Origin of the sequence: Sphingorhabdus contaminans (assembly GCF_007280415.1) — a bacterium.
Classification (GTDB): Bacteria; Pseudomonadota; Alphaproteobacteria; order Sphingomonadales; family Sphingomonadaceae; genus Sphingorhabdus_B; species Sphingorhabdus_B contaminans.
Window position 1 is genome coordinate 1,600,286 of record NZ_VKKU01000001.1, and the last position, 24,867, is coordinate 1,625,152.

Below are 24,867 nucleotides of genomic sequence, written 5' to 3' on the forward strand. Positions count from 1 at the left end.
CCGGGCCGCTGTCAATGATTTGGAACAGGTTGTGGCAAATATAGATGTTTTGTCGGAATTGAAGGATTTTTTGGGGCCTAAAGGGTTTAATGACGACCCGCATGCTATGGCGCCGTGGCTGACAGATTGGCGTGGTCGCTATACCGGTCGTGCTGCAGCGCTGGTTTCCCCCGCGAATACGCGCGAAGTTGCGGAAATTGTCCGATGGGCGGCACGGCACCGGACCGCAATTGTACCGCAGGGCGGGAATAGCGGCATGGTCGCAGGCGCTACCCCGGACGGCAGTGGCAACCAGATTATCCTGTCCCTGCGTCGTATGGACAAGATACTCGCCTTCGATACCGACAACGGGCTGGTCCATTGCCAGGCGGGTGTCATTTTACAGAATCTGCATGAAGCCGCTTCGGCGAAAGGACGTCGTTTTCCCCTGACACTGGGCGGAAAGGGATCAGCCACAATAGGCGGGCTCGTGTCGACAAATGCCGGCGGCACGCAGGTTCTTCGGCATGGCACAATGCGTCAGTTAGTAGCCGGTATAGAGGCCGTCCTTCCAGACGGATCGATTTATGATGGCCTGTCACCGCTCAAAAAAGACAATCGGGGTTATGACCTGAAACATCTGCTGATCGGTGGCGAAGGAACTATCGGTATTGTGACATCCGCAATTGTTCAAACCGTACCCGCCTTGGTAGACCGCTGCGTCGTCTGGGTTGGGGTCAACAGCCCTGATGATGCCTATCGCCTTCTTTTGTTCATGCAGACACAGGCGCGCGAAAAGCTGGAAGGATTTGAGATACTTCCGCAGAGGGCCCTCAACGCAGTTATAAAGCACATTTCGGGCACAAGAGCCCCTCTGGAAACCGAACACCGCTGGCATGTGCTTATGGAACTCGTGCAGGATGACCCGAGCCAGACTGCGCCCGCAACGCTTGCAACCAATTTGCTCGAGCAAGCAATTGAAGCCGCATTGATCCAGAATGCTACCCTGGCCAGTAGTGAGGCACAGGCCGAAGCCTTCTGGAAAATTCGCGACTCGATCGCAGAAGCGGAGCGTGCCGAAGGCCCCGCGCTGCAACATGATATCAGCGTCCCGGTCGCCGCGATGTCCCGCTTCATTATCGAAGAATCGCCGGTAATTGAGCGAGAATGGCCCGGGACAAAAACCGTGGCCTTTGGTCATCTCGGGGACGGAAACATACATTTTCATGTCAAGGCACCGCCGGATGTCGATACAGCCCATTGGTACGCAACGGACGGAAAGGCGATAACATCCCATATCTATGACCGCGTTCTCGCCTATGCGGGCTCTCTTTCTGCTGAACATGGCATTGGCCAGGCAAAAATAGCGGAGTTTGCACGTTTGACGGACCCAACACGCCTATCCGCCTTGAAAGCCATCAAGAATGCTTTCGATCCGTTGGGCATCATGAATCCGGGAAAACTTGTTCCACTTGCGTAAATGCCCCTGTCCGCCTAAAGCGCCGCATCAAATTTTTGTCGCAATAACAACATATGGAGTTTCCGATGGCCACCGCGCCCCAAGCCGCTAACTTGCCGCTTCTTTACAAGGACCTAGTTCCTCTCAACAGCAATGAGCATGCGACTTGGAAGTCGCGTATGCTTGAAAATGCGAAGTTCATGGAAGGCCAGCACGCCATTCCGCTGACGATCGAGGAATTTGTTCCCGCATCGCGGAATTATCCGATCATCTTTTCGGCGTCGGACAATCCTGTTCCTTTGGTTCTCATGGGTATGAATGAGGGCGTAAATACCTTCATGAACGACGAAGGCCAGTTCGACCGCCCGGTTTATGTGCCCGCCTATATTCGCCGCTATCCTTTCATGCTGGCAAAGCTGCGTCCCGACACGGACGAACTGTCGCTTTGCTTTGACCCCACATCGGGCGCTGTTGGTGAATTTGACGAAGGTACGCCTCTTTTTGAAGGCACGCAGCCTAGCGAAAACACCAAAGCCATTTTGAAATTCTGCGAAGATTTTGAAAATGCCGGTGCACAGACCCACGCTTTTGTTGAAGAACTGCAAAAGCTCGACTTGCTGATGGATGGCGAAGTTTCGATCCAGCAGGAAGGTCTTGAGAAGCCTTACATCTATCGCGGCTTCAAGATGGTTGATGAAAACAAACTGCGTGAATTGCGTGGTGATGCGGTTCGCAAGTTGAACCAGAACGGCATTCTAGCCCTCATCCATGCACATCTCTTCTCGCTCCAGCTGATGCGCGAAGTATTTGCGGTTCAGGTAGCCCAAGGTAAGGTGCCGCAAGTGACGGAATTGCCAACCGGTTGATTTTAGGTTTATCATGCCGTCACTTCGTTTCTTGAGGGGGAGTGACGGCATGACAAAATATAGCAAAACCGCCATTGCGTTGCATTGGATCATCGCAATTCTGATTGTTGCCAATGTAGCTTTGGCAAGCATGGCCGAAGATCTTCCGCGTGCGGCACGCGCCGCTTACATGGATCCGCACAAAGCGATCGGCATATCAATATTGGCGCTATCCGTATTCCGCCTGTTTTGGCGCATCGGGCACAAGCCGCCTCCCTTGCCAGAAAAACTAACTGGATGGCAAAGCACGCTTGGGAAAGCGGTCCACGCGCTTTTCTACTTTCTGATCATCGCTGTCCCTGTCACGGGCTGGCTCATGGTATCTGCGAGCCCTGGCGCACCGCCCGTCGATTTCTTTGGTCTGTTTACGGTCGATCTACCCGTTTCAGACAGCAAAGCCCTGTCGGGCGTCGGTCATGAAGGTCATGAAATTCTAACCAAGCCGCTGGTAATTCTGATCTTCCTTCACATTCTGGCGGCGCTCAAGCATCAGTTTATCGATCGGCTTCCTTTCCTGCAGCGAATGTTCCCTTAAGTTGATCTAGACAACTACCCGGGAACAAGCTCCCCCGGAACATGTCTAATATCGATGTTCAGTGAGCGCCAGGGCTTGGGTAAAGAGCAGATCACGTGCGTCATCGCCCAGCATTTCGTGAAGCAACCGTTCAAATTGTGGACGGTTGCGTAGCGATGCCCACCTTAGTGCCTGCACCATAACCATTTCATCCACACTTGGCGTAGCGCAGCATGGCCTATGTAACCCGAATGGTTCAGGCCAGATCTGCGTCATTGTTTCCATGAACAAACTGAAGCGGACCGCTCGCTGTTCAGAATGAAGATAGTTTAGCAACCTGCCATGGAGGTCCATGGCGGACTTGCGGAGAAGGCACCAACTGCGTGCGGCCAAAATGTAGCGGGCATCCGACGCCGGCATTTCCAAAAGTGTTAGCGGACGTTGGACGAACAGGTCGATGAGCATGAACGATCTCCTATAACTGTCATTTATTGATAATCATTCTCATTATCAATAAATATTTTCACAGTTCATTGCTCTTTGCTTGTCAGATGCTCTTTTTACCCCAACATCTGTAAAATATTCGTCGGTCAGACTTGATTTTGAAACATAACCTCCCCATTCTTGGTTCAGGACGGAAATATCCCCTCCCATTTTCGTCCTATGGGTGCCGTTAGGCGGCACCACCTCCCTGAACCTTGGCCACCCCGAATTTATTCGGGGTGGTTTTTTTATGGGCGGGAAGCGGCTTATTCCGCCGCGATCAGCGTTGAAGAGCCAAGAGCTTGCTTTGCCAAAGCACGAGCCAGATTGGCTACCAACAACGAAATGGAACCGAGAAGGTGAGTCGGTTCACGCAGGTTCGAATCGAGATAAAGCGAACGATCGACTTCCAACTGCAACGCATGAACATTGGATCGCGGTCGCGCATGACGGCGAAGGATATGTTCGCCGGAATAAGGATGGTTCAATGCCGCGCGATATCCCGACAGCCGGATCTGCTCCACCAAAAGCTCAGAAAAGGGTGAAGAACAACTCTGCCCGAAACGATCTCCCACCACGAACTGCGGCGGCGTACCACTCTGCGATTGCCGGATGGGTGGCATGCTGTGCAGATCAAGCAGAATAGCGACCCCGAATTTCGCGTGCATAAGCTTCAACAGCTCATCAATTTCGGCATGATAGGGCCGGTGGTAGCTTTCAATACGGGCGTTTATATCTGCCATCTCAAACTGGCATTTCCAGATATCTCCATCGCCAGCCAGTCGCCTTGGTACAAGGCCAAGTCCGCCACGCTGCTTGAGACCCGGCGCAGGATAATCCGCCGCGTTCGCACTTCGAACCATTTCCACGTCAAGGTCGCGCTCGTCCCGGTTGAGGTCGATCCAGGCCCTGGCCTTGTGCGCTACAATGGCAGGAATTCCACTGCCGACCGACGCACGCAGCAGAAGGTCGGCGTAACGATCCTCTAGTCGGATGAGCGACTCGCGCGGTAGCCTCAAAGACTGAAACACAATTTCCGGATAATCCCGACCAGCATGCGGAACGGACAGGAGAACGGGAAGCGACAATTGCTGTTTCCCGTAAACGGTAAATCCGTCCTTCTCCGTCATGGTCATTTCACATCGTCCTGCTACCTTATCGATGTCTTGGCACATTTTAGCGGTTTTGGTGTAAAAAATTAAAACTCTGCGGTTATGGGACAGCGATGTGATGCGCATTTGATTCCGCGCAGTAAGAAAAAGGACGTTCGATGACCCGTATTTTGCTTGCAGAAGATGAACAGGCAATGCGCGAATATCTGGCGCGGGCACTGGAGCGGTCCGGATATGAAGTTGTATCAGTCGACCGCGGAACAGAAGCGGCGCCTTTGTTGGAGAGCGAACATTTCGACCTGCTGCTGACCGATATTGTGATGCCGGAAATGGACGGTATCGAACTGGCGCGCCATTGCAGCAAGGTATCGCCGCAGACCGAGGTCATGTTCATCACAGGCTTTTCAGGCGTCGCATTGCGCGCAGGCGAGTCGATGCCCAATGCCAAAATCTTGTCCAAACCCTTCCATCTGAAGGATCTGGTGCTAGAGGTCGAACGTCTGTTCGCCAAGGAAAGCTTCGGCGAGCTTAAATAGGCTTGAATGATACGGCAAGCCCCGCTAGAGGCTGCCGCAGCGTGGGCGTATAGCTCAGTGGTAGAGCACTGTGTTGACATCGCAGGGGTCGCAAGTTCAATCCTTGCTACGCCCACCATTTTCCCCCTTATGTCAACTTTTGCTCGGCGCGTGCCCGAACCAGCGTTTATATGCCCGCGTGAAGGCGGACAATTCGCTATAGCCGAGCAGCAGGGCAATTTCGCTTAACGAGCGTTGGTCCTCCATAAAATAGAGCTTGCACAGATCCTGCCGCACAAGATCGACCAGTTCGCGAAAAGGATAATTTTCCTCCACCAATTTACGGCGCAAGGTGCGCTCGCTCATTCCGAATGATTTGGCCATTCGGTCCAAAGTCGGGGGCGATTTGTCGATTTCGGTGGAGAGATAGAAATAGCTATAGGCAAGATGCTGCCGCCCCTGCGCCATCCAGTCGGCCGGTTGCTGGTATCGTTGTATGGCCGCATCAAAAAGGCGCGGGTTTGCAAGGGGAGATGGCCGAAACAGCTGACGCGCTGCGATCTCCATGCGTGTTGTCGGCTTTGAGAATTCCACGGCACAACCGAAGGCAGCCTCATATTTCGCGACTGCAAATCTTGGCTTATGCTGAAAATGCAATGCGCGCAGCAATGGTCGTTCGCCCAATATCTGCCGCGATAACCGGGCATAGGTAGCCACCGAAAATTCAATCATCGGGGCATAAGGCACGACAAAGTCGGGGTGGCATTCCCATGTCAGAAAGGGCGGCTTGCCTGTCGGTTCGAATGTCGTGCGATATATATTCTGCCGCAAAATCTGAATACCGACATTTGCCTCGATAACCGATGCCAGATTTGCCTCGAGCCGTGTTGCGAAACCCAGATCCGAAAAATTCTGCATGGCGGCCTTTTCGCCGAGCCGCAAATGGATCGACGGGTCCTTGAAATGCTGTTCCACCACATTGAAAAAGCGTAACGCCAAGGGAGCCGAGAGGCGGCTGAGCGGGTTGCGCAGGCGAGCCTCGTCAATGCCTACGGCGGACAATAACGCCCGTTTGTCGCCCCCTTCGGCAACTGCCGCTCGCAATATACGAACAAGCAAGCTGGCAGAGATCGTGTCCGGCGCAAGCACTCGGGCGTCTTGCGATAAAGTTTTCACCCACCTGTATATGCGACTACTCCTGCATGCCGTAGCGGAAGGATTGAACATGCCCCGGAACCAAAGGCAAGTCCGATTTCGGAAGGCTTGCGGGGCAAAATATCTCTCGCTAAGCCCGCCTTATGAACCTAGCTGCCATTCTGGAACAATTCCAACCGAACGCGTCGAGCCATACAATTTCGATACCGCCCAGCTGGCATCAGGGGCGGACATCCTATGGCGGACTGAGCTCTGCCCTTGCCTATCAGGCAGCGAAATTGTCGGCAGAAGATCTGCCACCGTTGCAGTCCGCACAGATCGCATTTGTCGGTCCCCTGGCGGGAGATGTCGAGGTGACTGCGACCATATTGCGCAGAGGCAAGAACACGGCATTCGTGAAATCGGAAATCCGCAGTTCTGACGGTGTCGGATTGTCCTGCACCTTCATCTTCATGAACCGCCGCGCCAGTCATCTGGCCTATGAAGGACTCTCTCGCCCCGTTTTCCCACCAATTCCAGCCGACGAAAATGCGCGTAGTGGCCCACCAGAGTTTTTTACCGGGCATATGCAATATCCCGACAAAAGACTGGAGCTCGGCATGGCAACAAACCGTTTGTCGAGCTGGCACCGTTTTACCGAACATGACGGACTGGACCATGTGGCGGAACTGCTCTGCATCGGGGACGCGTTGCCGCCTTCGGCTATGGGGTTGATGACAGAAAAAGGCATGGTCAGTTCGATGAACTGGCAAATCAACATGCTGACCGATGCACCGGCAACCCGCAACGGCTGGTGGTTTCTTGAAAGTGAAACCCATCAGGCCGGCAACGGGGCCAGCAGCCAGTATATGACCGCATGGAACAGCGAAGGCCTACCTATGCTGACCGGAATGCAGTCTGTCGCGATTTTTGTCTAACGGGCCAGCAAGTCTCGCTCGGCCTGTGCAATATAATCCCGTGTGATCGGCAGGCTGCGGCGGTTGCGAATATATTGGATCTGGTAGTTGCACATCCCGCCAGATTCAAACGCAGCGGTCGCGCCGGCAAGATAGAACGTCCACATCCGGAAAAATCGCTCGCCATATTGGGCTTCGATAGCTTCACGGTGCGTGTGCACCCGTGCGTACCATTCGCGCAACGTCAGCGCATAATGTAGTCTGAGATTCTCGATATCGCTGTGAATCAGCTTCACCTGCTCGCTAGCGGCGAGTGTTTCCGACAAAGCTGGAATATAACCGCCCGGGAAAATATATTTGCGGGTGAATGCATCGGTCGCGCCAGGCTTTCCCATCCGCCCGATCGTGTGGAGCAACATCACACCATCATCTTTCAACAGATTGGCACAGGCGCGGAAAAAGGTTTCAAACTGGGGTACGCCGACATGTTCGAACATGCCCACCGAGACTATCCGGTCAAAATAGCCCGGCGCGCGTTTAGCGAGGACACGATAGTCCAGCAGTTCAAACCGGACCTTATCGGCCACCCCGGCCGCATCCGCCCGTTCCCGCGCGAGCTTCAGCTGTTCTTCACTGAGCGTGATCCCCAATACTTCGACATTCGCAACACGGTTGAGATAAAGCGCCATCCCTCCCCAGCCGCACCCAATGTCGAGCACTTTCTGTCCCGGCTGTAGGGCGAGTTTTGCTGCAATATGGGCCTTTTTGGCGAGTTGGGCGCGTTCAAGACTGTCGTCGGCTTCCGACCAATAAGCGCAGCTATACTGCATGTCATCATCAAGCCAGAGCCGGTAGAAATCGTTCGAAACGTCATAATGATGTGCGACATTCGCCTGGGAGTTTGCCAGCGAATTAAGCTGCGTGAACGGGCGTGCAAGATGCCGGATCCATTTGCGAAATGGCTTTGGATCACCGATTTCTCCGCCATTCTCCCACAGATTATTTCTCCGGATGATTTCGATGAAGCCCATGATGTCGTCATTGTCGATGGTCACATCGCCATTCATATAGGCTTCGCCCATTCCGAGCCTGGGGTTGAGCAGAATGCGCGAAATAGCTGACGACGACTTGATCCGCATCGTGACATCAGGCCAGCCGGATTGTCGCTCTCCATAACGGCTTTCTTCGCCTTTGTGAGACAGGATCGTGAGACTACCTTGCTTAATCCTGCCATTCAAAATGCGGTCGAGCATCGTCATTTTAGATATTCCTCGGGTTAAGTCCCCCCCTATTTCGTTGTTATCACGTCTATTGTTACGGCAGCATTTTGCAATTTCCCGCCTGAAGCAATCTTTATCTTTCTGCGGACCGTGGATTCTGCCCGCGCGCAAAGCGCAAGGCGAAGAACACCAGACCAATGACGACAAAAGTATCGACAAAGGTCGTGTAAAAAAGCCAACTGTCAGTCGTCAACAACTTGGCCGCAGCATAGTTCAACGCCGCCATGATGATTCCGATGCTTCCCATTGCAATGGCAAAACGCCCCGGATTCAGGTCGGAATAAGGCATATAGCGTGCAAGTCCTTTGCCGATATACGGTCCGCCGCGGATTCCGTCGATCAGGAATATGCCAGCCGCAATCAAACCCGTAATGGTACCTCGCAACTTTATCCATTCATCGTCGTTCAGCCATAACGCCAGACCTGCCGAAATACACAACATCGCGATTCCAAACAGCGCAAGGCCGCCGGTCACATCAATTTTGGTGACCCGCTGGAACAGCACCAATCCAATGCCGACAACCACGCCAACCATTGCGGCGGTTTGAAGGTCGGTCAATTTGGCGATCACGTAGAATAACAAGCCGGTCGCCACGTCTACCGCGAAGGGCAGCCTGTTTTCCTTCGCGAATACACCGCCATTCATCGGTGCACCTGATGTGCCCTGGGCCATTTTCAGACTAGCCGACAGACTGTTGTTTTCGGTTGCCGCATCCCGGTACTTTTCCGGATAGGCCGGCGTCTGTCCTTTGTGACTTTCATAGATGATCTGGCCATCCAGTCGCGCGACGATCCCTGTGGTCCAAATTCCGATATAGCCGAATTCCACTTCGACACTCCGTCCGTCGGGAAGTGAGGCTTTCAAAAAATGGTTGCGGACTGCGTCAGGCCCGAACACCGGAGTGCGGTCCGAGGCCTGCTCTACACCAAGCATGGAAAGCGATGAATGCAGCCCGTCCCCCTTTGCGCGGCTGACGACGGAAAAATCTATGCCGTCAACGCGGAAACGTCGGGTCGGGTATCGCCACCAGGTAAAGCTCATATGCTCAGCCGAGCGCCGCCTGCTTTTCTTCAGCCAGCCGGTCAAGTTCGGCGCGGCTCTTCTTTTCGCTCGAGGATTTCAGCTGACCACAGGCTGCCATGATGTCGCGTCCACGCGGCGTACGTATCGGTGCACTAATGCCTGCTTCAAAGATGATGCTCGAAAACCGCTTAATGCGTTCGGGATCGGAACATTCATAAATCGCCCCCGGCCACGGGTTGAACGGGATCAGATTTACCTTTGCGGGCAATTTATACTGCCGGATCAGGTTGATCAGTTCGCGCGCATCCTCGTCACTGTCATTCTTATCCTTCAGCATGACATATTCGAATGTGATCCGCCGCGCGTTGCTGACCCCGGGATATTCCGCACAGGCCCGCAAAAGTTCGTCCAGCCCATATTTGCGGTTGATCGGAACGATTTCGTCGCGAATTTCCTTGGTTACGGCGTGCAGCGACACAGCCAGATTCACGTTAATCTCTTCGCCGGCACGTGCCATCATGGGCACAACGCCGCTGGTCGACAAGGTAATGCGCCGCCGCGAAAGGCCCAGCCCGTCGCCATGCATAACGATCTTCATCGCGTCGCGGACATTGTCGAAATTATAAAGCGGTTCCCCCATGCCCATCAACACGATGTTCGTCAGCATACGACCGTCGGCGGTATAATGGCCGACGTCGTCATCTTCGTCATCTTCATCGGCGGAACTGGCCATATTGCCCTTGGGCCATTCACCCAGAGCATCGCGCGCCAGCATGACCTGGCCAACAATTTCGCCCGGTGTCAGATTACGCACCAGCCGCATCGTCCCGGTGTGGCAAAATCGGCAATTGAGCGTGCAGCCGACCTGACTGGAAATACACAGGGTCCCCCGGTCCGCGTCGGGAATGAAAACCATCTCAAAATCCTGTGCGTCGTCGGTCCGCAACAGCCATTTACGTGTGCCGTCGGAGGAGACTTGCGCCTCGACCACTTCCGGCCGGCCAATCACGAAACGGTCGGCAAGCCAAGGCCGCATTGATTTGGCAATATCGGTCATAGCCTCAAAGGAGGTTACGCCCCGATGGTAAATCCAGTGAAAAACCTGCTTAGATCTTAGCTTCGCCGCCTTTTCATCCAGTTGGGATTCTTCGAACAATTGCCGAATCTGCAAATGGCTAAGGCCAATGAGGTCAATTCGACCATCGGCACGCGGAGTGATGGCGCGCGGGGTTACGACAGGATCAATATGGCCGGGAATCTGCATGATGGCCGGGGATATAGGGATGTAGCCTGCAAATTGCTAGCGATGCTATTTGGCGGAGGTAACGCATCCTATCGCCGCCGCATCGATGGCGCTAGGTGCGCCGCGAAGCGAATAGGCGTCCACGATGGAACGCCCGTCGCGGCCAATGGATTCCACGCTCAAGGAGGTGGCGGAGCGGATGGCAGCGATGATGGCGAGATCCATCCGCCGATCCATTGCCCAGCCCGTATTACCCTCCGCCCGCAAACGGAAACGACGACCACCTGCACTCAGGGTAATGCCACTGTTGCTCGATCTCTCCCGGGAAAGCCGGACATAAATCTGGTGCGTAACATTGCGCTTTGGCCAGAAACCGATCGACAGAAACGCTTTGGCGGTTGGCTTTCCGGACGTTTCCTCGGGCGCTGCAATCGCATAGCAACGCAGAGGTGTGTCGTCGCGGAATGCGGCCCAGCTGTAATAAACTCCCAATCGATCTTTGGCCGCAAGGGGCGCGGCCAACACTGCGGCACCCAGCAGCCAGATGCGCAATCTCACGCCCGCTCCCCTGAACCTTCACCATCGATAATCAAATGCTCTTCGCCGTCGCGGATCATGACCATGCTGCCTTGCGCCAGGCTGGGGGCGATGGGCGCATCGAAGCGGGAGAGCGACGGTTGCCCCAGCATTACGCCTCGTAACACACGGGCTGTCATCCCATGGCAGATAACCAGCATGTCCTGCTCGAACGATTGTTCCGCAACCCAGTGGGACAATCTGCGCGCGACATCATCATACCATTCGCCCCCTTCGGGCCGGACCGAGAAAAGCCGATGCTCCATATCGACAATAGGGCCGATTTCCGCAGCAATGTCAGCATAAGTCCGACTGGACCAGGTACCGACATCGATTTCCAGCAACCGGTCATCGCGATATGCCTTGTGCCAGTCGGCATCAATCTCCTCGGCAATCAACGCCAGTGTCTGCAACGCCCGTCCTGCCGTCGAGGACCAAAGTTGCGGTCTGGGATCATCGCCCAGAAAATTCTGCAGCGCCCGTCCCATCAGCTTTGCCTGGACACAGCCGTCCCATGTCAGCGGCGTATGCAACTCCGCCTGACCCTGCATGCGCGCGATTTTGTTGAACACAGTTTCACCGTGCCGTGCGATGAAAACCCTTTTTCCCCCGGTCGAAATCATGGTGGCGCTTATTCCACAGCTTATTGCACATGGCAAAAGCTATCGACTTGCCCTTGTGGACAAAGCGGTTAAGGAAGATTCGCCGAAAGAATAGCGCTTTCCGGCGGATTTACGGGCAGGCAGCCCGATTAGGGGAATTGGAATGAAAGCCACGATAGAACGCGCGACCCTGCTGAAAAGCCTGAGCCACGTCCAATCGGTTGTCGAGCGGCGCAACACCATCCCCATTCTGTCGAACGTCCTGATCGAAGCGAGCGGCAACGGCCAGATCAAACTGACCGCGACCGACCTTGATTTGCAGATTGTCGAGACCTTTGCCGCCGATGTTGAAATTCCCGGCGCAACCACCGTGTCGGCCCACACATTATTTGAAATCGCCCGCAAGCTTCCCGATGGCAGCCAGGTGCAGCTCCATGCCGCTGATGGGCGCATGGCCGTAAATGCCGGTCGCGCCCGTTTCAGCCTGGCGACATTGCCACGTGATGATTTCCCGATGATTGCCGAAGGTGAATTGCCGACATCTTTCGAAATTCCGGCAAGCTCTCTGGTGCAGATTATCGACAAGACACGCTTTGCCATTTCGACCGAGGAAACCCGCTATTATCTGAACGGCATTTTCCTGCACGTTACAGAAGATGCGGAGCCGGTGTTGAAAGCCGCGGCAACCGATGGACACCGCCTTGCCCGCGTCACCCTGCCCCGTCCGGCAGGCGCAGAGGGCATGCCCGACATCATCGTACCACGCAAATGCGTCGCCGAGATCCGCAAGCTTCTGGATGAAAGCGGCGACAATTCCATTCAGGTTGATCTGTCGGCATCGAAAATCCGTTTCACCTTTGACAGCGTGATCCTGACATCCAAGCTGATTGACGGAACCTTTCCCGATTATAGCCGGGTCATTCCAACCGCGAATGACAAGCTGCTCAGGATTGATCCCAAAGCATTCAGTCAGGGTGTCGACCGTGTTGCGACCATCGCGACCGAGAAAACCCGCGCTGTCAAAATGGCGTTGGATAAGGACAAGATCACCCTTTCCGTGACGTCGCCCGAAAACGGTACGGCAGCGGAAGAAGTGTCGGGTCAATATTCAAGCGATGGCTTCGAAATCGGTTTTAACGCACGCTATCTGATGGATATATTGAGCGAGATCGAAGGCGATGTGGTCGAACTCCATCTCGCCGACGCCAGCGCACCGACGCTCATTCGCGAGAATGACAAATCAAGCGCGCTCTATGTGCTGATGCCGATGCGGGTTTGATCACTCAAACCCGCTCGAACAGTCCCTAAAATCAGTTCACTCGGCCGCTTCGGCCATTGCGATATCCTGTGGTCCGCGCACAACGGTGCCCGGCAATGCCCCTGTCATGGCACCGTCGCGGAAGGTTACAACGCCTGACTTGATCGTGGCGACATAGCCTTTAGCTTTCTGCAGCAGCCGCTTCCCTCCGGCCGGCAGATCAAAGGCGAGCCATGGCTTTTGCAGGCGGAGATTGTCGAAATCAATCACATTAATGTCGGCAAGATAGCCGGGCTTCAGCACGCCCCGATCATTCAGCCCGTACAGGCGAGCGGTATCATGGCATTGCCGTTTGATCGCAAGTTCCAGGGGGATCGTCCCTGCCTTGCGGTCACGCGCCCAATAGCTGAGCAAAAATGTTGGCGCCGCAGCATCGCAGATGGTGCCGCAATGCGCACCGCCATCCGACAAGGATGCAAGCGTGTCTTCCGATTCCAGTAATTCCTTGGTGAAATCCAGATTGCCGTCCATGTAATTGAGGATGGGCAAATAGATCATGCCGTTGCCATCGTCCTGCATCAACTGGTCATAGGCATATTCCGCAGCTTCCTTGCCCGCGGCACTGGCGAAACCGAAGATGCTCTCTTCACGCGTAGGTTCGTAGCTGAAGTCTTCCAGCAGCGGAAACTGCATGGCCCATGCCGCTGTCACCAGCATGAAGAAGGGAACCATATCGGGCGATGGCGGGGGGATGTTGTCCTCGGCCAGCATCTGCGCCTTGAACGCAGGATCGGACAGCTTCGCCTTTTGCTGGTCCCACGGCAGATCCTTGATCGCGTCCCAGCTTGGCTTGCGCATGAAGGGGTGCACCGTTCCCCGCCAGTTCATGATGACGCCGATACCCCGCAGGCCAATTGCAGCGACAATTTTTGCACCATTGTCATTGGCCGCCCGCATGGCCGCCATCTGGTCTTTCCAGTGCATCTGCTTGATCGGCGATTGCAGCATCGAAAAAACGATCGGTTGTCCCGTTTCACCGGACAAGCGGCGCATCCAGCCAAATTCGTCCCATTCAGGCAACAGGTCGGACGTCAGTTCGAACACCCCATGCCCGGCCTGCGCCATCGCCCGGCCGAGCGCCAGCAATTCGGCTTCGGTGGCTGTCGTGCCCGGCACCAGTTCGCCGTCGATGGATTTGTGCAACACCGTGCGTGAGGTGGAAACGCCCAAGGCGCCCGCACGCACGCCTTCTTCCACCAATCGCGCCATCTCGGCTATATCGGCTTCGGTCGGTTCCTCATTATCCGCGCCCCGCTCGCCCATGACATAGGCACGCAGCGCGCCATGGGGGACATGGGTCCCGATGTCGATCGTCCGCGGCAGCCGTTCCAGCGCATCGAGATAGTCGGGGAAGCTCTCCCAATCCCATTTCATCCCCTCGGCCAGCGCCGTACCGGGAATATCCTCGACCCCCTCCATCAATCCGATCAGCCATTCATGTTTATCCTTGTGCGCTGGCGCAAAGCCGACGCCGCAATTGCCCATGACAGCGGTCGTCACGCCATGCCAGCTGGACGGCGCCATCTCGCTGTCCCAGGTTGCCTGGCCGTCATAATGGGTGTGGATATCGACAAAACCCGGTGCGACAATCTTGCCGCTGGCATCGATTTCTTCACGACCCTGTGTGCTGATATGGCCGATGGCGGTAATAACGCCGCCATCAATGGCGATGTCGCCGGAATAGCGCGCGGCCCCTGTCCCGTCGACAATCGTTCCCCCGCGTATAACCAGATCATGCATGCCGACTCTCCTCTATCCTGTGGTAGAGAATAGCAGCATTAATCGAACGGTTAAAGCATGTTGCCATGCCGTTTATTCGGCGGGCTGCACGTCCTGTGCTTTGCGCAAGCGATTGCCGGCCAAGCCACGCAACGCGGCAAAGAAACGGGGCACCAGGGCATGACGTTCCATCCACATCGCATATTCGGCATAGGCAGGGTCCGACATCAGATGCTTTTCCTCGGTCTTTGCCCGCCAATAATAGATTGCGCTGACAAGCGCGAGAATGGCGGTGTTGCGGATCATATCAGACAAATTGCCGGTCGTGACCAGAAAGGGCATGGTCGCCAGCCACCAATAGCTGTTCTTGCTGAGATAGGCCGGATGCTTGGTAAAGGCATAGGGTCCGTGCGTTAATATGCCGCGATGGGTCAGGTTCGAAAAGCGCAGGCCGAACGCTACCGTCGCCCATGCATAGATGCCCGTCAAGGCGACAAGCAACCCGCCCCAAATCCACAAGAGCAACGTCTGGCCTTCAAACCAATAGGCCCAGTCACTGGTGCCGATGTGATAGTCGAGGGGTCCGCCATTGTTCATCAGGATGAAGGGCGGATAGCACATGAGCGCAGCAACCCAGCCCGCCAGATAGGGATTGGCCGTGCGGATATGCGCATCCAGCGGCTTCATCGTCAGCATATAGCCGACCGTGGCAAATTGTACGTCGACCAGAAACATTGCGGTGATGAGCGCATTGGCCAGCCAGACGGGATTGGTCACCACTTCTGCAAAGTTCATGTTCACAATGTCACGAAAACCGCCCGGAACGATGGAGATCATGAACGCAAGGAAGAACCCTTTTACCGCCCAGGCCCGCAAATGGTGGAAGATTTCGTCTTTGTCCCAATCGTCACGGCCCGCAATCCACGCACCGAAATGCCATGAACCATCGCGAGGGTTCACCAGATAGCGATCCAGCCAAACCACATAGACAACGGAGAGCAGAACGAGCGGAATGGCTGCCACCTCGAACATCTCCATCGAGAACAGATAATTACCGTCCCAATAAAAACGGCACAGGCCATAAATTGCGGCAATCACACCCCATGTGGCCCAAAGTCCCGCAATTTTGACGATGCTGATATCGAGTACATCGGCAACAGGCCGTTTTAGCGACCAGTCAATTCCGGTGGATGGCCGTTTGTGCACCTTGTCCACAATTACCGACCACAACACCATTGGCAGCCCGCAAAAGGCGAGCGCCACCATAGCGGAATAGGCACCATCGGCGCGTTCCGGCCAGCCTGAAAAACCGAGATTTTCCATGATATAGCCGAAATTCCGGGCAATAAGGATCGCCAGTGCCAGACCCAAAAGACCGCATAGACCGACAGCGGTGCTGACGGCGGACACTGGTCTGGATTCAGATATCGCTAATTGGTCGTCCTTCACGCCATGTCCATTAGCGCAAATTGGTTAAGAAAAGGGTGCCTTAAACCCGGGCAGCGACCCAGACGATTAACCACGCAGATGGCAGGAGCAATGCCTGCGCCAACAAGGTTCCACCAACGCGGCTCATGGACAACCACACGATGGTGCGCCGGTAGTCGGCTTCCGACACACGGCCTTCGACAACATCATCGGTCATGACCGACAATTGGGGATCGATCAGCACAAAGAGCAAGATTGTCGCAAAGCCGTTGACCACCGCCGATAGCTGTGACGCGGTTACGCGGAATTCAGGGTAGAGATAACCTGCATAAAGCGAGGCAATCACACCGACGGTCAACAGCGCCTGTGCCACCACATTCATTGCAATAACACGCCAGGAAAGCACCGTCGGCTTGCTGAGCGATTTGGCATTGGCACCTTTGGGCAGGGAAACCGATTTCAACACCACATTGCGCCCCCGGGGCGTAAATGCGCTGAACAGTAGCTTGCCCACCGACCGATGCTTGTGAAATTCGCCAATGGCAGCGGCAAACCAGCGCTGCACGGTAGGCACCATCAATGCGCCGAGAACCGTTGCTATGGTCGCCGAAAAAAGGACAATCCGCAAATCAAGCAATAGCCGTTCACCGGTCCCGTTGACGATCCCATTTTCAATCCGCTTTGCCAGAAAAGGCCCCAGAAAGCTGTTTGATGTACGGGAAACCAGCACCAGCACATTGAACAATGCAAACGACAAGGCAATTTTATGTGTCCGCACCCCGGCTATGCGGGCAGCATAGGCCAATGCGCCGATCAGATGTATGACCAGCGTCAAAAGGCAGATGTTGATAAGGGGCCAATCCATGGCCTTAGCCTATCAGCCTTTGCGTTGACCCAACAGCCGCAAACGAAGAGCATTCAACTTAATGAAGCCCGCGGCATCTTTCTGGTCATAGGCACCCGCGTCGTCCTCGAACGTCACAACCTTTTCGCTATACAGGCTGTTAGGAGATTTGCGCCCAACAACACTCGCTAAACCTTTGTAAAGTTTGAGACGGACCGTCCCCGATACCAACGCCTGGCTATGGTCAATCGCGGCCTGCAGCATTTCACGTTCTGGCGAGAACCAAAAGCCGTTATAAATAAGCTCGGCATATTTCGGCATCAGTTCATCTTTTAGATGCGCTGCGCCGCGGTCGAGTGTGATGCTTTCAATGCCGCGATGGGCGCGCGCATAGATTTCGCCGCCCGGCGTTTCGTACATGCCGCGCGACTTCATGCCGACGAACCGGTTTTCCACCAGATCCAGACGGCCAATGCCATGCTTGCGGCCAAGATCGTTCAGCGCGGCCAGCAAAGTTGCCGGCGACATCGCCACTCCATTCAGAGCAACGCCATCGCCTTTTTCAAAATCAATGGTGATATATTCCGGTGCGTCCGGAGCATCTTCCGGATTGACCGTGCGGGAATAGACATAGTCTGGGGTTTCATCCCACGGATCTTCCAATACCTTGCCCTCGCTTGAGGTGTGCAAAAGATTGGCATCCGTTGAAAAAGGGCTCTCGCCGCGCTTATCCTTGGGCACCGGAATCTGGTGCTGTTCCGCCCATTCGATCAGGCGGGTGCGGCTCGTCAAATCCCATTCGCGCCAGGGGGCGATAACCTTGATATCGGGGTTTAACGCATAGGCAGACAATTCGAACCGGACCTGGTCATTGCCCTTGCCGGTCGCGCCATGTGCAATCGCATCCGCGCCGGTTTCCGCGGCAATTTCTATCAGCCTTTTGGAAATAAGAGGCCGGGCAATCGACGTTCCGAGCAAATAGTCGCCTTCGTAACGCGCGTTGGCGCGCATCATCGGAAATACGAAATCGCGGACAAATTCCTCGCGCAAATCGTCGATATAGATATGATGATCCGGAACGCCCATCAGCACAGCCTTCGCCCGTGCGGGCTCCAACTCTTCACCCTGCCCGAGATCGGCCGTGAAGGTCACCACTTCGCAGCCATATTCGACCTGAAGCCATTTCAGAATAACGCTGGTGTCGAGACCGCCCGAATAGGCAAGGACAACTTTTTTGACCGAATCTTTCATAAAGACCTCTCGACACGTAATGACAATGCGGGGCGGCTAGCAGGGGGAAGCAGGGGGCGCAACCCTAACCCACAATCTCATAAATCTGCCAAATTCCGAGCGAAAGGAACAGCATGGCGGCAAAGAGACGAACGATGTTCAACGGTACTCTTTTTACCAAAGCCTCGCCGAGAAATACGGCAGGAACATTCGCAAGCATCATCCCCAAAGTCGTCCCGGCTGCGACGGCCAGAACACTATGGTAATGGGCGCCCAATGCTACTGTGGCAACCTGCGTCTTGTCGCCCACCTCGACCAGGAAAAAGGCGATCGTCGTGGTCAGGAAAACGCTCCCCTTATGCGACACCTGCCCGTCCTTTTCGTCAATCTTGTCCGGTACCAATGTCCATAAAGCCATAGCGACAAAGCCAAGTGCCACGGCCCATCGGAACCATGGTGCGTCAAGTAACCCCGCAATTTGCTGACCTGCCAATGCCGCCAGAGCGTGGTTGATCAAGGTGGCCGCCAATATGCCGAAGATGATCGGGACAGGAGCGCGAAAACGGGTGCTGAGCCATATTGCAAGCAGCATGGTCTTGTCGCCGATCTCGGCTAAGGCAACGACGGCAGTGGACGTGAAGAAAGCTTCCATGAGATATTCCAGAGGCCAGGCAGTTAGGTTTCAGACGCAATGCCACCAACAACCCCGCCCGACCGGAACGGATTGCCAGTGCCATTGGTCTCGCCTTGAACCGCACATGCGGCCCCAAATGCACCATGACCTCTCGGCCAAATATGTTGATGCATAATCCGTTTCCGGAGTGGAAACGACTGGCTACTCCCCAGATGACGGGATATTCTCTAGGCGTGTTGGAAGGGAGACGCAAGATGGCCAAGTCCGAAAACAAAACCAAACCCACCGAAATCGATGCACATGCCTTTGTGGAATCGGTGGCCGATCCACGGCAGAAGGAAGATGCCGCTCAGATTTTGGGGATGATGGAACGGCTATCGGGCCATCCGCCCAAAATGTGGGGACCAAGCATTATCGGCTTTGGCAGCTATCATTATAAATATGATAGCGGACGTGAGGGGGACATGTGCCGCATCGGCTTTTCGCCGCGCAAGGGCCAGACGGTGCTCTATCTTCTAGACGGGTTTGCGGGTTACACTGAGTTATTGGGAAAGCTGGGCAAGCACAAAACGGGCAAGTCATGCCTCTATGTCAAGCGCCTGAGCGACGTCGACACGGACGTTCTGGAGCAATTGGTAACCAGTTCGCTGGCCTGGATGGCGGAAAAATATCCGGAGTGACGTCGTAACCTGCGGCCATTTTCCTGCGAATGGTGGGGCAAGGATGCCCCTTGCCATTGTCCAAACATGGAAACCCAGCCGATGAAATCTCTCGCCCTGATTGCCCTGCCTATGATCCTTGCCATGGGGGCCTGCTCCGAGCAGCCCGAGATCATGCCTGAAGCGCAAGCAAAGCAAGCAACATTGGCGGCCACGGCAGAAATGCCCATTGTTGTGGAACTCTACCAAAGCCAGGGCTGCTCCTCCTGTCCCCCGGCAAATGCGGCGGTAAACGCAGTGGCAGACCAGCCCGGGATTATCGCGCTCAGTTTCGCCGTTACCTATTGGGACCGGCTGGGCTGGAAGGATGTCTTCGCCGATAAATCCTACACACAGCGGCAATATGACTATGCCCATGCATTGGGTAATCCCAATGTCTATACCCCGCAAATTGTCATCAACGGCAAGACGGCGCTGACCGGCATCCGGAAAGGCGAACTGTCCACCGCGCTGCGTTCGGCCAAGCCCATTGCCGATGGACCGAAGGTCGAAATTTTGCCCGACGCTGTCCGGATTGGCACAGGCACCGGCACTGCCAATATCTGGCTGGTCAGCTATGACCCGCGCACGCAAAATGTCGCGATCCGGTCGGGCGAAAATAGTGGCCGTACCCTGCCCCACAAAAATATCGTGCGCTCGCTGACTAAACTGGGCGTGTGGTCCGGCGTATCGACCCAGTTGAAGCGGCCGATGACCAGTCAAAAGGGCCTAAAAAATGTAGTCTTGGTTCAGCGACAGGGTGCGGGACCCATTATCGCGGCAAAGACATTCTAACGCTATTCGGTGGGAAAGCTGTCCTTGGCATTGGTCGTTTTGCCGCGACCAGATTGCCGGATTTTGAACTGTCGACGATTGTTGAAATAACGGACCGTCAGCGCTGCCAAAATGAGCAACAGGATTGCACAAAGTGAGTAGGCAATGATTAGCCTGCTTTCCATAATTCTGAAAAACTCCAGGGATCAAATAGCAAGATGATTTTACATTTCCGGGCGTCTTAACGCATAAGGAAAACGTATCAACACTATTTAATGCAAAATTATGACCGTGCAAATTGAGAGGTTTTTGGCGGGAAAAATCACCACGCAATAAGAAGCTGTGCACCTTCGCCAAAAGTGATTTGGGGTCGTGTTGAGAACACAAAACAATCTCCGGCAAGTGCAGCTTCGTCATCGACAGACACTTCCCCTCCAACCGGTATCAATGCCAGCTCTCGATCGGTCGGCACCCCCGCCAACTGGTCCGCTCCGGTTACATGGCGCAGATGGAAGAATTCACTGTCGATGATGAGCGGACCTGCGCCGACATTACCAGATCGGGCGTCGGCATAGGGCTCCGCCCTCGATACATCTATGCCATCATCCAGATGCAATGCACGCGGGCGGCCATAGTCGTAGAGACGGTAGGTGATATCAGCAAATTGCTGCACTTCGATCAAGGTAATCCCGGCTCCGATCGCATGGACCGTGCCGGCAGGGATGTAGAAGAAATCGCCGGCCTTCACCGGCTTCCAGTCCATCAACTGCTCTATTTCGCCAGATTCGCTGGCCGCCCGCAGTTCCGCGCCGTTGAGTGGCCTAACGGTTCCAATTCCCAGAACCGCACCCGGCTCTGCATGCACGATGAACCAGCATTCTTCCTTACCCGAAGCCTGACCCCGCGCCTGGGCCTGTGCATCATTCGGATGCACCTGGATCGAGAGCTTTTCCGAAGTGAACAACCACTTTATCAAGAGAGGAAATGGCGCAGACGGGTCGCCTTCGAACCAGACTTCGCCAATGCGCCGCCCACCCATTTCCCCGAACGCAGCAGGAATGTCGGTACGACCCCATGGTTTTTCGACCATATGTTTCTTCAATTTCATCTCTTTTCGCCTAACAGTAATTTTCCGCTTTTGCACCGCCGAAAGTCCGGCTAGGGCGTTGCCAACAACAAAACTCTCCCCGGGCACCAATGTTCACACTGGAGCCAAAAATGACTCAATATGTACCCCGCGCAGGCCTGCAGATCGCAGAGGAACTCGCGCATTTCGTGGAAAGCCGTGCCATTGAAGGTACCGGCATAACGGCGGACGGGCTGTGGCAAGGCCTCGCCACTATCCTCAGCCAATTTGTCCCGCAGAACAGGGCCCTGCTCGCAAAGCGGGACGAATTGCAGGCAAAGATCGACGCATGGCATCGCGCCCATCCCGGCCCCATAGCCGACATGCAGGGGTATCAGGGCTTTCTGAAAGAGATCGGCTATCTCGTTCCCGAGCCTGCGCCTTTCACTGTGGGCACACAGAATGTGGACGCCGAAATCGCGACCATGGCGGGGCCGCAGCTGGTGGTGCCGTCGCTCAACGACCGTTTCGTCCTGAACGCTGCAAATGCCCGCTGGGGCAGCCTGTATGACGCACTTTATGGCACCGACGTGCTGGATGCCGCCCCTGCGCAGCCGGGCGGTTATGACGCCAGGCGCGGTGAAGCGGTTATTGCCTATGCGCGGAGCTTTTTGAACGACACCATTCCCGGTTGGGAAGCCGTTCTGGCCGGCGGAACATCACCGCATTATGTCACTAAAGCGGTCACCGGCGAGACGACGCGTTATCTGTTCAAACAAAATGGCCTGCATATCGAAATCCTGGTCGACCCTTCGCATCCGATCGGCGCGACCGATGCCTTGGGCATCGCGGATGTTATTCTGGAAGCGGCGTTGACCACCATCATCGATCTGGAAGATTCGGTGGCCGCCGTTGATGCCGCCGACAAGGTTGCGGCCTATAGTAACTGGCTGGGCCTGATGCGGGGCGACCTTGTGGCATCTTTCGAAAAAGGCGGCCGCACGCTGACCCGCGCTCTGGATACGGACCGCGTTTATGACGGTCTTACCCTGCCCGGCCGCAGCCTGATGTTTGTCCGTAATGTCGGACATTTGATGACCAACCCTGCCGTGCTGCTCGCCGATGGCGGGGAAGCGCCCGAAGGCATATTGGATGCGCTCTTTACATCCCTGTGCGCCCTCCATGACCTGAAGGGTCTTGGCACCCACCGCAACAGTCGGGCCGGGTCCATCTACATCGTCAAACCCAAGATGCACGGCCCGGAAGAAGCCGCACTGACAAACGCCCTGTTCGACGCCGTCGAGGATATCTTCGGCCTTGCGCGCCATACCATCAAGGTCGGCGTGATGGACGAGGAGCGCCGGATCAGCGCCAATCTGGCCGCCTGTATCCATGCCGTGCGTGACCGCATCGTATTCATCAACACAGGCTTCCTCGACCGGACCGGCGACGAAATGCATACAGCGATGCAGGCCGGCCCGATGATCCGCAAGGCCGACATGAAAACATCGAGCTGGATCCAGGCCTATGAGGCACGCAATGTGCAGATCGGCCTGGCATGCGGCCTTTCGGGCAAGGCACAGATCGGCAAGGGCATGTGGGCCGCGCCCGACATGATGAAGGACATGATGGCGCAAAAAATCGGCCATCCCAAGGCGGGTGCCAATACCGCTTGGGTCCCATCGCCCACCGCCGCGACCTTGCACGCGATGCACTACCATCAGTTCGACGTCTTCGGTCGGCAGGCCGAGCTTGCCACCGAACCAACACCGGGGCTCGATCCGCTCCTGACCATCCCCGTTGCGCCTGTTGGCCATAATTGGTCGGATGAGGATGTGACTCAGGAATTGGAGAACAATGCCCAGGGAATTTTGGGTTATGTTGTCCGCTGGATTGACCAGGGCGTCGGTTGTTCCAAGGTGCCCGACATCCATGATATCGGCCTGATGGAAGATCGCGCGACCTTGCGCATCTCATCGCAGCATATTGCAAACTGGCTGCTGCATGGGATCGCGACCGAGGCGCAGGTCGATGCCGCGCTGACGAAGATGGCGGCCAAGGTAGACGCGCAAAATGCCGGTGATCCGCTTTACGAAAAGCTGACACCGGACAGCATCGCGTTCAAAGCTGCCCGCGCGCTCATTTTCGAAGGTGTGCAGCAACCGAACGGCTATACCGAGCCGTTGCTGCACAAATTCCGGTTGGAGAAAAAAGCCGCCGCTTAAGACGCCGGCTTTTTCTTCAACTGATCCGCTTTCCAGTCCATTGCACGGCGCACACGCCGTTCAACCGACGGGTGCGAATAAAAGGCAATTTCTTCGAATGCCGAAGGCCGCGGATAACGATATTCCGCGGTCTTCACCAACGCCCCTGCAAGCGCATCGGGCAGGTTGACGGTGCGCAGCGAATAGGCGTCGGCCTCGCTTTCACCAATGCGCGTCACACTGTTCAATACCGGTTGGGCCAACAGGCCCAGTACCGAAACAATGAACAGCAATATGGGTAGTCCTTCAGGATCGCTGACCTGTGCCTGACTGCCAAACAGGCTGGCGACACGGCCGAAAAGCCGGTCGGCAAGGAAGAATCCGACCATTGCCAGGCCCGCAAAAAGAAACACAATCCGCCATACATGGCCCAGCACATAATGGCCGATCTCGTGACCGGTGACGGCTTTAACCTCATCGAGCGACGCCTGCTTCATAGCGACATCGGATATGGCAATCCGCGCCGAACCGAAGACCCCGGACACATTGGCGGTAAAATTGTTGGATTGCCGCGACCCATCGAACATCAGCACGCGGTCGTGCGGAATATTGGCCTCGTCCGCCATTTCGAGAAGCGCGGTCCGCACCGGACCTTCAGGCACCGGTTTATATTCGTTGAACATCGGTTCGATCAGCACGGGCGAAAGCAATATGGTCGCCGCCGCCGCAAACGCGGTCAGCCCACCCGACCATAGCCACCAACTTTTCCCGGTGCGCCGGATCAGGGCGTAAACGCCAAGGAAGAATAAGCCACCAAGCACGCTCGACAACAGGATACCGATGGCATCTTGCGCGAGAAAATCGCCCAAAGGCTGGCTTGTCCGGCCGTAGCTGCGCTCAAATCCCCATTCTTCGTAAATCCCCCATGGCAGGCTGATCAGCGCCGAAAGAAAAAAGAATGATGTGCAGATCGCCCATGCACGCAAACCCCAGCCATTATTTTGCAAGCGGGTCGACAATCGGTCCAGCAGACGCGAACGAACGATGATCCATGTCACCAGCGCGGTCACCAGCAAACCACCCAACATGAGCCAATGGGTACCTGTTGTGTAATTTGCCGCCTTTTGCAGGGCTTCTGGCCCCAGGCTATCAATATAGCGTGCGGTTTCTACCGCCGGATCAAATGCCATTTTCAACGTCCCTCTCTTT

The 24,867-nt window shown here is 55.5% G+C and carries 25 protein-coding genes, 1 tRNA gene and 1 riboswitch; of the genes, 10 read left to right on the forward strand and 16 right to left on the reverse strand.

All coding sequences use genetic code 11. The features are described from left to right. Positions 1 to 31 precede the first annotated feature (31 nt). From FOM92_RS07720 to FOM92_RS07730, 3 genes are all read left to right on the forward strand, one after another. Positions 32 to 1,459, forward strand: a complete 1,428-nt coding sequence (locus FOM92_RS07720) for an FAD-binding oxidoreductase (protein ID WP_246087188.1) — start codon at positions 32 to 34, stop codon at positions 1,457 to 1,459. 65 nt (positions 1,460 to 1,524) lie between these two features. Further along, positions 1,525 to 2,304: a SapC family protein gene (locus FOM92_RS07725; protein WP_143776162.1), complete on the forward strand. Its 780-nt coding sequence runs from the start codon at positions 1,525 to 1,527 to the stop codon at positions 2,302 to 2,304. 49 nt (positions 2,305 to 2,353) lie between these two features. Beyond that, entirely contained in the window at positions 2,354 to 2,878 is a 525-nt protein-coding gene (locus FOM92_RS07730) for a cytochrome b (protein WP_143776163.1), read from the forward strand. A gap of 45 nt (positions 2,879 to 2,923) precedes the next feature. On the opposite strand, the gene FOM92_RS07735 is transcribed toward FOM92_RS07730, so the two are convergent. Then, a complete protein-coding gene (locus FOM92_RS07735; RefSeq protein WP_143776164.1) occupies positions 2,924 to 3,322 on the reverse strand; it encodes a hypothetical protein in 399 nt (132 codons plus the stop codon). Positions 3,323 to 3,606: 284 nt separating this feature from the next. Beyond that, on the reverse strand, positions 3,607 to 4,476 hold the full coding sequence (locus tag FOM92_RS07740) for an N-formylglutamate amidohydrolase (RefSeq protein ID WP_170226815.1): 870 nt from the start codon (positions 4,474 to 4,476) through the stop codon (positions 3,607 to 3,609). A gap of 134 nt (positions 4,477 to 4,610) precedes the next feature. Between FOM92_RS07740 and cpdR the strand changes: the two genes are divergently transcribed. After that, the gene (gene cpdR / locus FOM92_RS07745) at positions 4,611 to 4,988 is read left to right on the forward strand and encodes a cell cycle two-component system response regulator CpdR (protein WP_143776166.1); all 378 of its coding nucleotides are present in this window, start codon (positions 4,611 to 4,613) and stop codon (positions 4,986 to 4,988) included. A gap of 43 nt (positions 4,989 to 5,031) precedes the next feature. Further along, a tRNA-Val gene (locus FOM92_RS07750) sits at positions 5,032 to 5,106 on the forward strand. Between the two features lie 14 nt (positions 5,107 to 5,120). On the opposite strand, the gene FOM92_RS07755 is transcribed toward FOM92_RS07750, so the two are convergent. Continuing rightward, on the reverse strand, positions 5,121 to 6,143 hold the full coding sequence (locus FOM92_RS07755) for an AraC family transcriptional regulator (RefSeq protein ID WP_170226816.1): 1,023 nt from the start codon (positions 6,141 to 6,143) through the stop codon (positions 5,121 to 5,123). Between the two features lie 122 nt (positions 6,144 to 6,265). Between FOM92_RS07755 and FOM92_RS07760 the strand changes: the two genes are divergently transcribed. Next, complete coding sequence (locus tag FOM92_RS07760) at positions 6,266 to 7,039, forward strand: thioesterase family protein (protein WP_143776168.1); 774 nt, start codon at positions 6,266 to 6,268, stop codon at positions 7,037 to 7,039. Here FOM92_RS07760 and FOM92_RS07765 read toward each other — a convergent pair. The 5 genes from FOM92_RS07765 to FOM92_RS07785 all read right to left on the reverse strand — a co-directional run bounded on the left by FOM92_RS07765 (position 7,036) and on the right by FOM92_RS07785 (position 11,764). Further along, positions 7,036 to 8,277 carry an SAM-dependent methyltransferase gene (locus tag FOM92_RS07765; protein WP_211347359.1) on the reverse strand — a complete coding sequence of 414 codons (1,242 nt, stop codon included), beginning with the start codon at positions 8,275 to 8,277 and terminating at the stop codon, positions 7,036 to 7,038. The two genes, FOM92_RS07760 and FOM92_RS07765, sit on opposite strands and share 4 nt — an antisense overlap. A gap of 94 nt (positions 8,278 to 8,371) precedes the next feature. Beyond that, entirely contained in the window at positions 8,372 to 9,340 is a 969-nt protein-coding gene (locus FOM92_RS07770) for a septation protein IspZ (RefSeq protein ID WP_143776169.1), read from the reverse strand. Between the two features lie 4 nt (positions 9,341 to 9,344). Beyond that, complete coding sequence (gene rlmN, locus FOM92_RS07775) at positions 9,345 to 10,586, reverse strand: dual-specificity RNA methyltransferase RlmN (protein WP_143776170.1); 1,242 nt, start codon at positions 10,584 to 10,586, stop codon at positions 9,345 to 9,347. A gap of 45 nt (positions 10,587 to 10,631) precedes the next feature. Further along, positions 10,632 to 11,123 carry a hypothetical protein gene (locus tag FOM92_RS07780; RefSeq protein ID WP_246087189.1) on the reverse strand — a complete coding sequence of 164 codons (492 nt, stop codon included), beginning with the start codon at positions 11,121 to 11,123 and terminating at the stop codon, positions 10,632 to 10,634. Beyond that, the gene (locus FOM92_RS07785) at positions 11,120 to 11,764 is read right to left on the reverse strand and encodes a histidine phosphatase family protein (protein WP_143776171.1); all 645 of its coding nucleotides are present in this window, start codon (positions 11,762 to 11,764) and stop codon (positions 11,120 to 11,122) included. Before FOM92_RS07785 ends, FOM92_RS07780 begins: the two co-directional genes overlap by 4 nt. 142 nt (positions 11,765 to 11,906) lie before the next feature. Here FOM92_RS07785 and dnaN point away from each other — a divergent pair, with 142 nt between their 5' ends. Then, positions 11,907 to 13,022 carry a DNA polymerase III subunit beta gene (gene dnaN / locus FOM92_RS07790; RefSeq protein WP_143776172.1) on the forward strand — a complete coding sequence of 372 codons (1,116 nt, stop codon included), beginning with the start codon at positions 11,907 to 11,909 and terminating at the stop codon, positions 13,020 to 13,022. Positions 13,023 to 13,058: 36 nt separating this feature from the next. Here the strand turns inward: dnaN and FOM92_RS07795 are convergent, their stop codons facing one another. The 5 genes from FOM92_RS07795 to FOM92_RS07815 all read right to left on the reverse strand — a co-directional run bounded on the left by FOM92_RS07795 (position 13,059) and on the right by FOM92_RS07815 (position 18,934). After that, the gene (locus tag FOM92_RS07795) at positions 13,059 to 14,801 is read right to left on the reverse strand and encodes an N-acyl-D-amino-acid deacylase family protein (protein WP_143776173.1); all 1,743 of its coding nucleotides are present in this window, start codon (positions 14,799 to 14,801) and stop codon (positions 13,059 to 13,061) included. Between the two features lie 72 nt (positions 14,802 to 14,873). After that, positions 14,874 to 16,229, reverse strand: a complete 1,356-nt coding sequence (locus FOM92_RS07800; protein ID WP_211347360.1) for a methyltransferase family protein — start codon at positions 16,227 to 16,229, stop codon at positions 14,874 to 14,876. Positions 16,230 to 16,269: 40 nt separating this feature from the next. Beyond that, complete coding sequence (locus FOM92_RS07805) at positions 16,270 to 17,073, reverse strand: lipid II flippase Amj family protein (RefSeq protein ID WP_143776174.1); 804 nt, start codon at positions 17,071 to 17,073, stop codon at positions 16,270 to 16,272. Positions 17,074 to 17,085: 12 nt separating this feature from the next. Then, complete coding sequence (locus FOM92_RS07810) at positions 17,086 to 18,303, reverse strand: argininosuccinate synthase (protein ID WP_143776175.1); 1,218 nt, start codon at positions 18,301 to 18,303, stop codon at positions 17,086 to 17,088. A 64-nt stretch (positions 18,304 to 18,367) separates the two neighbouring features. Continuing rightward, on the reverse strand, positions 18,368 to 18,934 hold the full coding sequence (locus FOM92_RS07815; protein WP_170226817.1) for a TMEM165/GDT1 family protein: 567 nt from the start codon (positions 18,932 to 18,934) through the stop codon (positions 18,368 to 18,370). 17 nt (positions 18,935 to 18,951) lie between these two features. Continuing rightward, a riboswitch (yybP-ykoY riboswitch) is annotated at positions 18,952 to 19,139 on the reverse strand. A gap of 31 nt (positions 19,140 to 19,170) precedes the next feature. Between FOM92_RS07815 and FOM92_RS07820 the strand changes: the two genes are divergently transcribed. Next, positions 19,171 to 19,596, forward strand: coding sequence for a DUF1801 domain-containing protein (locus FOM92_RS07820; protein WP_143776176.1), 426 nt, complete (start codon positions 19,171 to 19,173; stop codon positions 19,594 to 19,596). A gap of 81 nt (positions 19,597 to 19,677) precedes the next feature. After that, the gene (locus tag FOM92_RS07825) at positions 19,678 to 20,409 is read left to right on the forward strand and encodes a DUF1223 domain-containing protein (RefSeq protein ID WP_246087190.1); all 732 of its coding nucleotides are present in this window, start codon (positions 19,678 to 19,680) and stop codon (positions 20,407 to 20,409) included. A gap of 2 nt (positions 20,410 to 20,411) precedes the next feature. Here the strand turns inward: FOM92_RS07825 and FOM92_RS15925 are convergent, their stop codons facing one another. Beyond that, positions 20,412 to 20,573, reverse strand: a complete 162-nt coding sequence (locus FOM92_RS15925) for a hypothetical protein (protein ID WP_170226818.1) — start codon at positions 20,571 to 20,573, stop codon at positions 20,412 to 20,414. 137 nt (positions 20,574 to 20,710) lie between these two features. Beyond that, positions 20,711 to 21,496, reverse strand: a complete 786-nt coding sequence (locus tag FOM92_RS07830) for a class I mannose-6-phosphate isomerase (RefSeq protein ID WP_143776177.1) — start codon at positions 21,494 to 21,496, stop codon at positions 20,711 to 20,713. Between the two features lie 110 nt (positions 21,497 to 21,606). Between FOM92_RS07830 and FOM92_RS07835 the strand changes: the two genes are divergently transcribed. Continuing rightward, entirely contained in the window at positions 21,607 to 23,679 is a 2,073-nt protein-coding gene (locus FOM92_RS07835) for a malate synthase G (RefSeq protein ID WP_143776178.1), read from the forward strand. On the opposite strand, the gene FOM92_RS07840 is transcribed toward FOM92_RS07835, so the two are convergent. Beyond that, entirely contained in the window at positions 23,676 to 24,848 is a 1,173-nt protein-coding gene (locus FOM92_RS07840) for a M48 family metallopeptidase (protein ID WP_143776179.1), read from the reverse strand. The genes FOM92_RS07835 and FOM92_RS07840 overlap by 4 nt on opposite strands. Between the last annotated feature and the right edge of the window lie 19 nt (positions 24,849 to 24,867).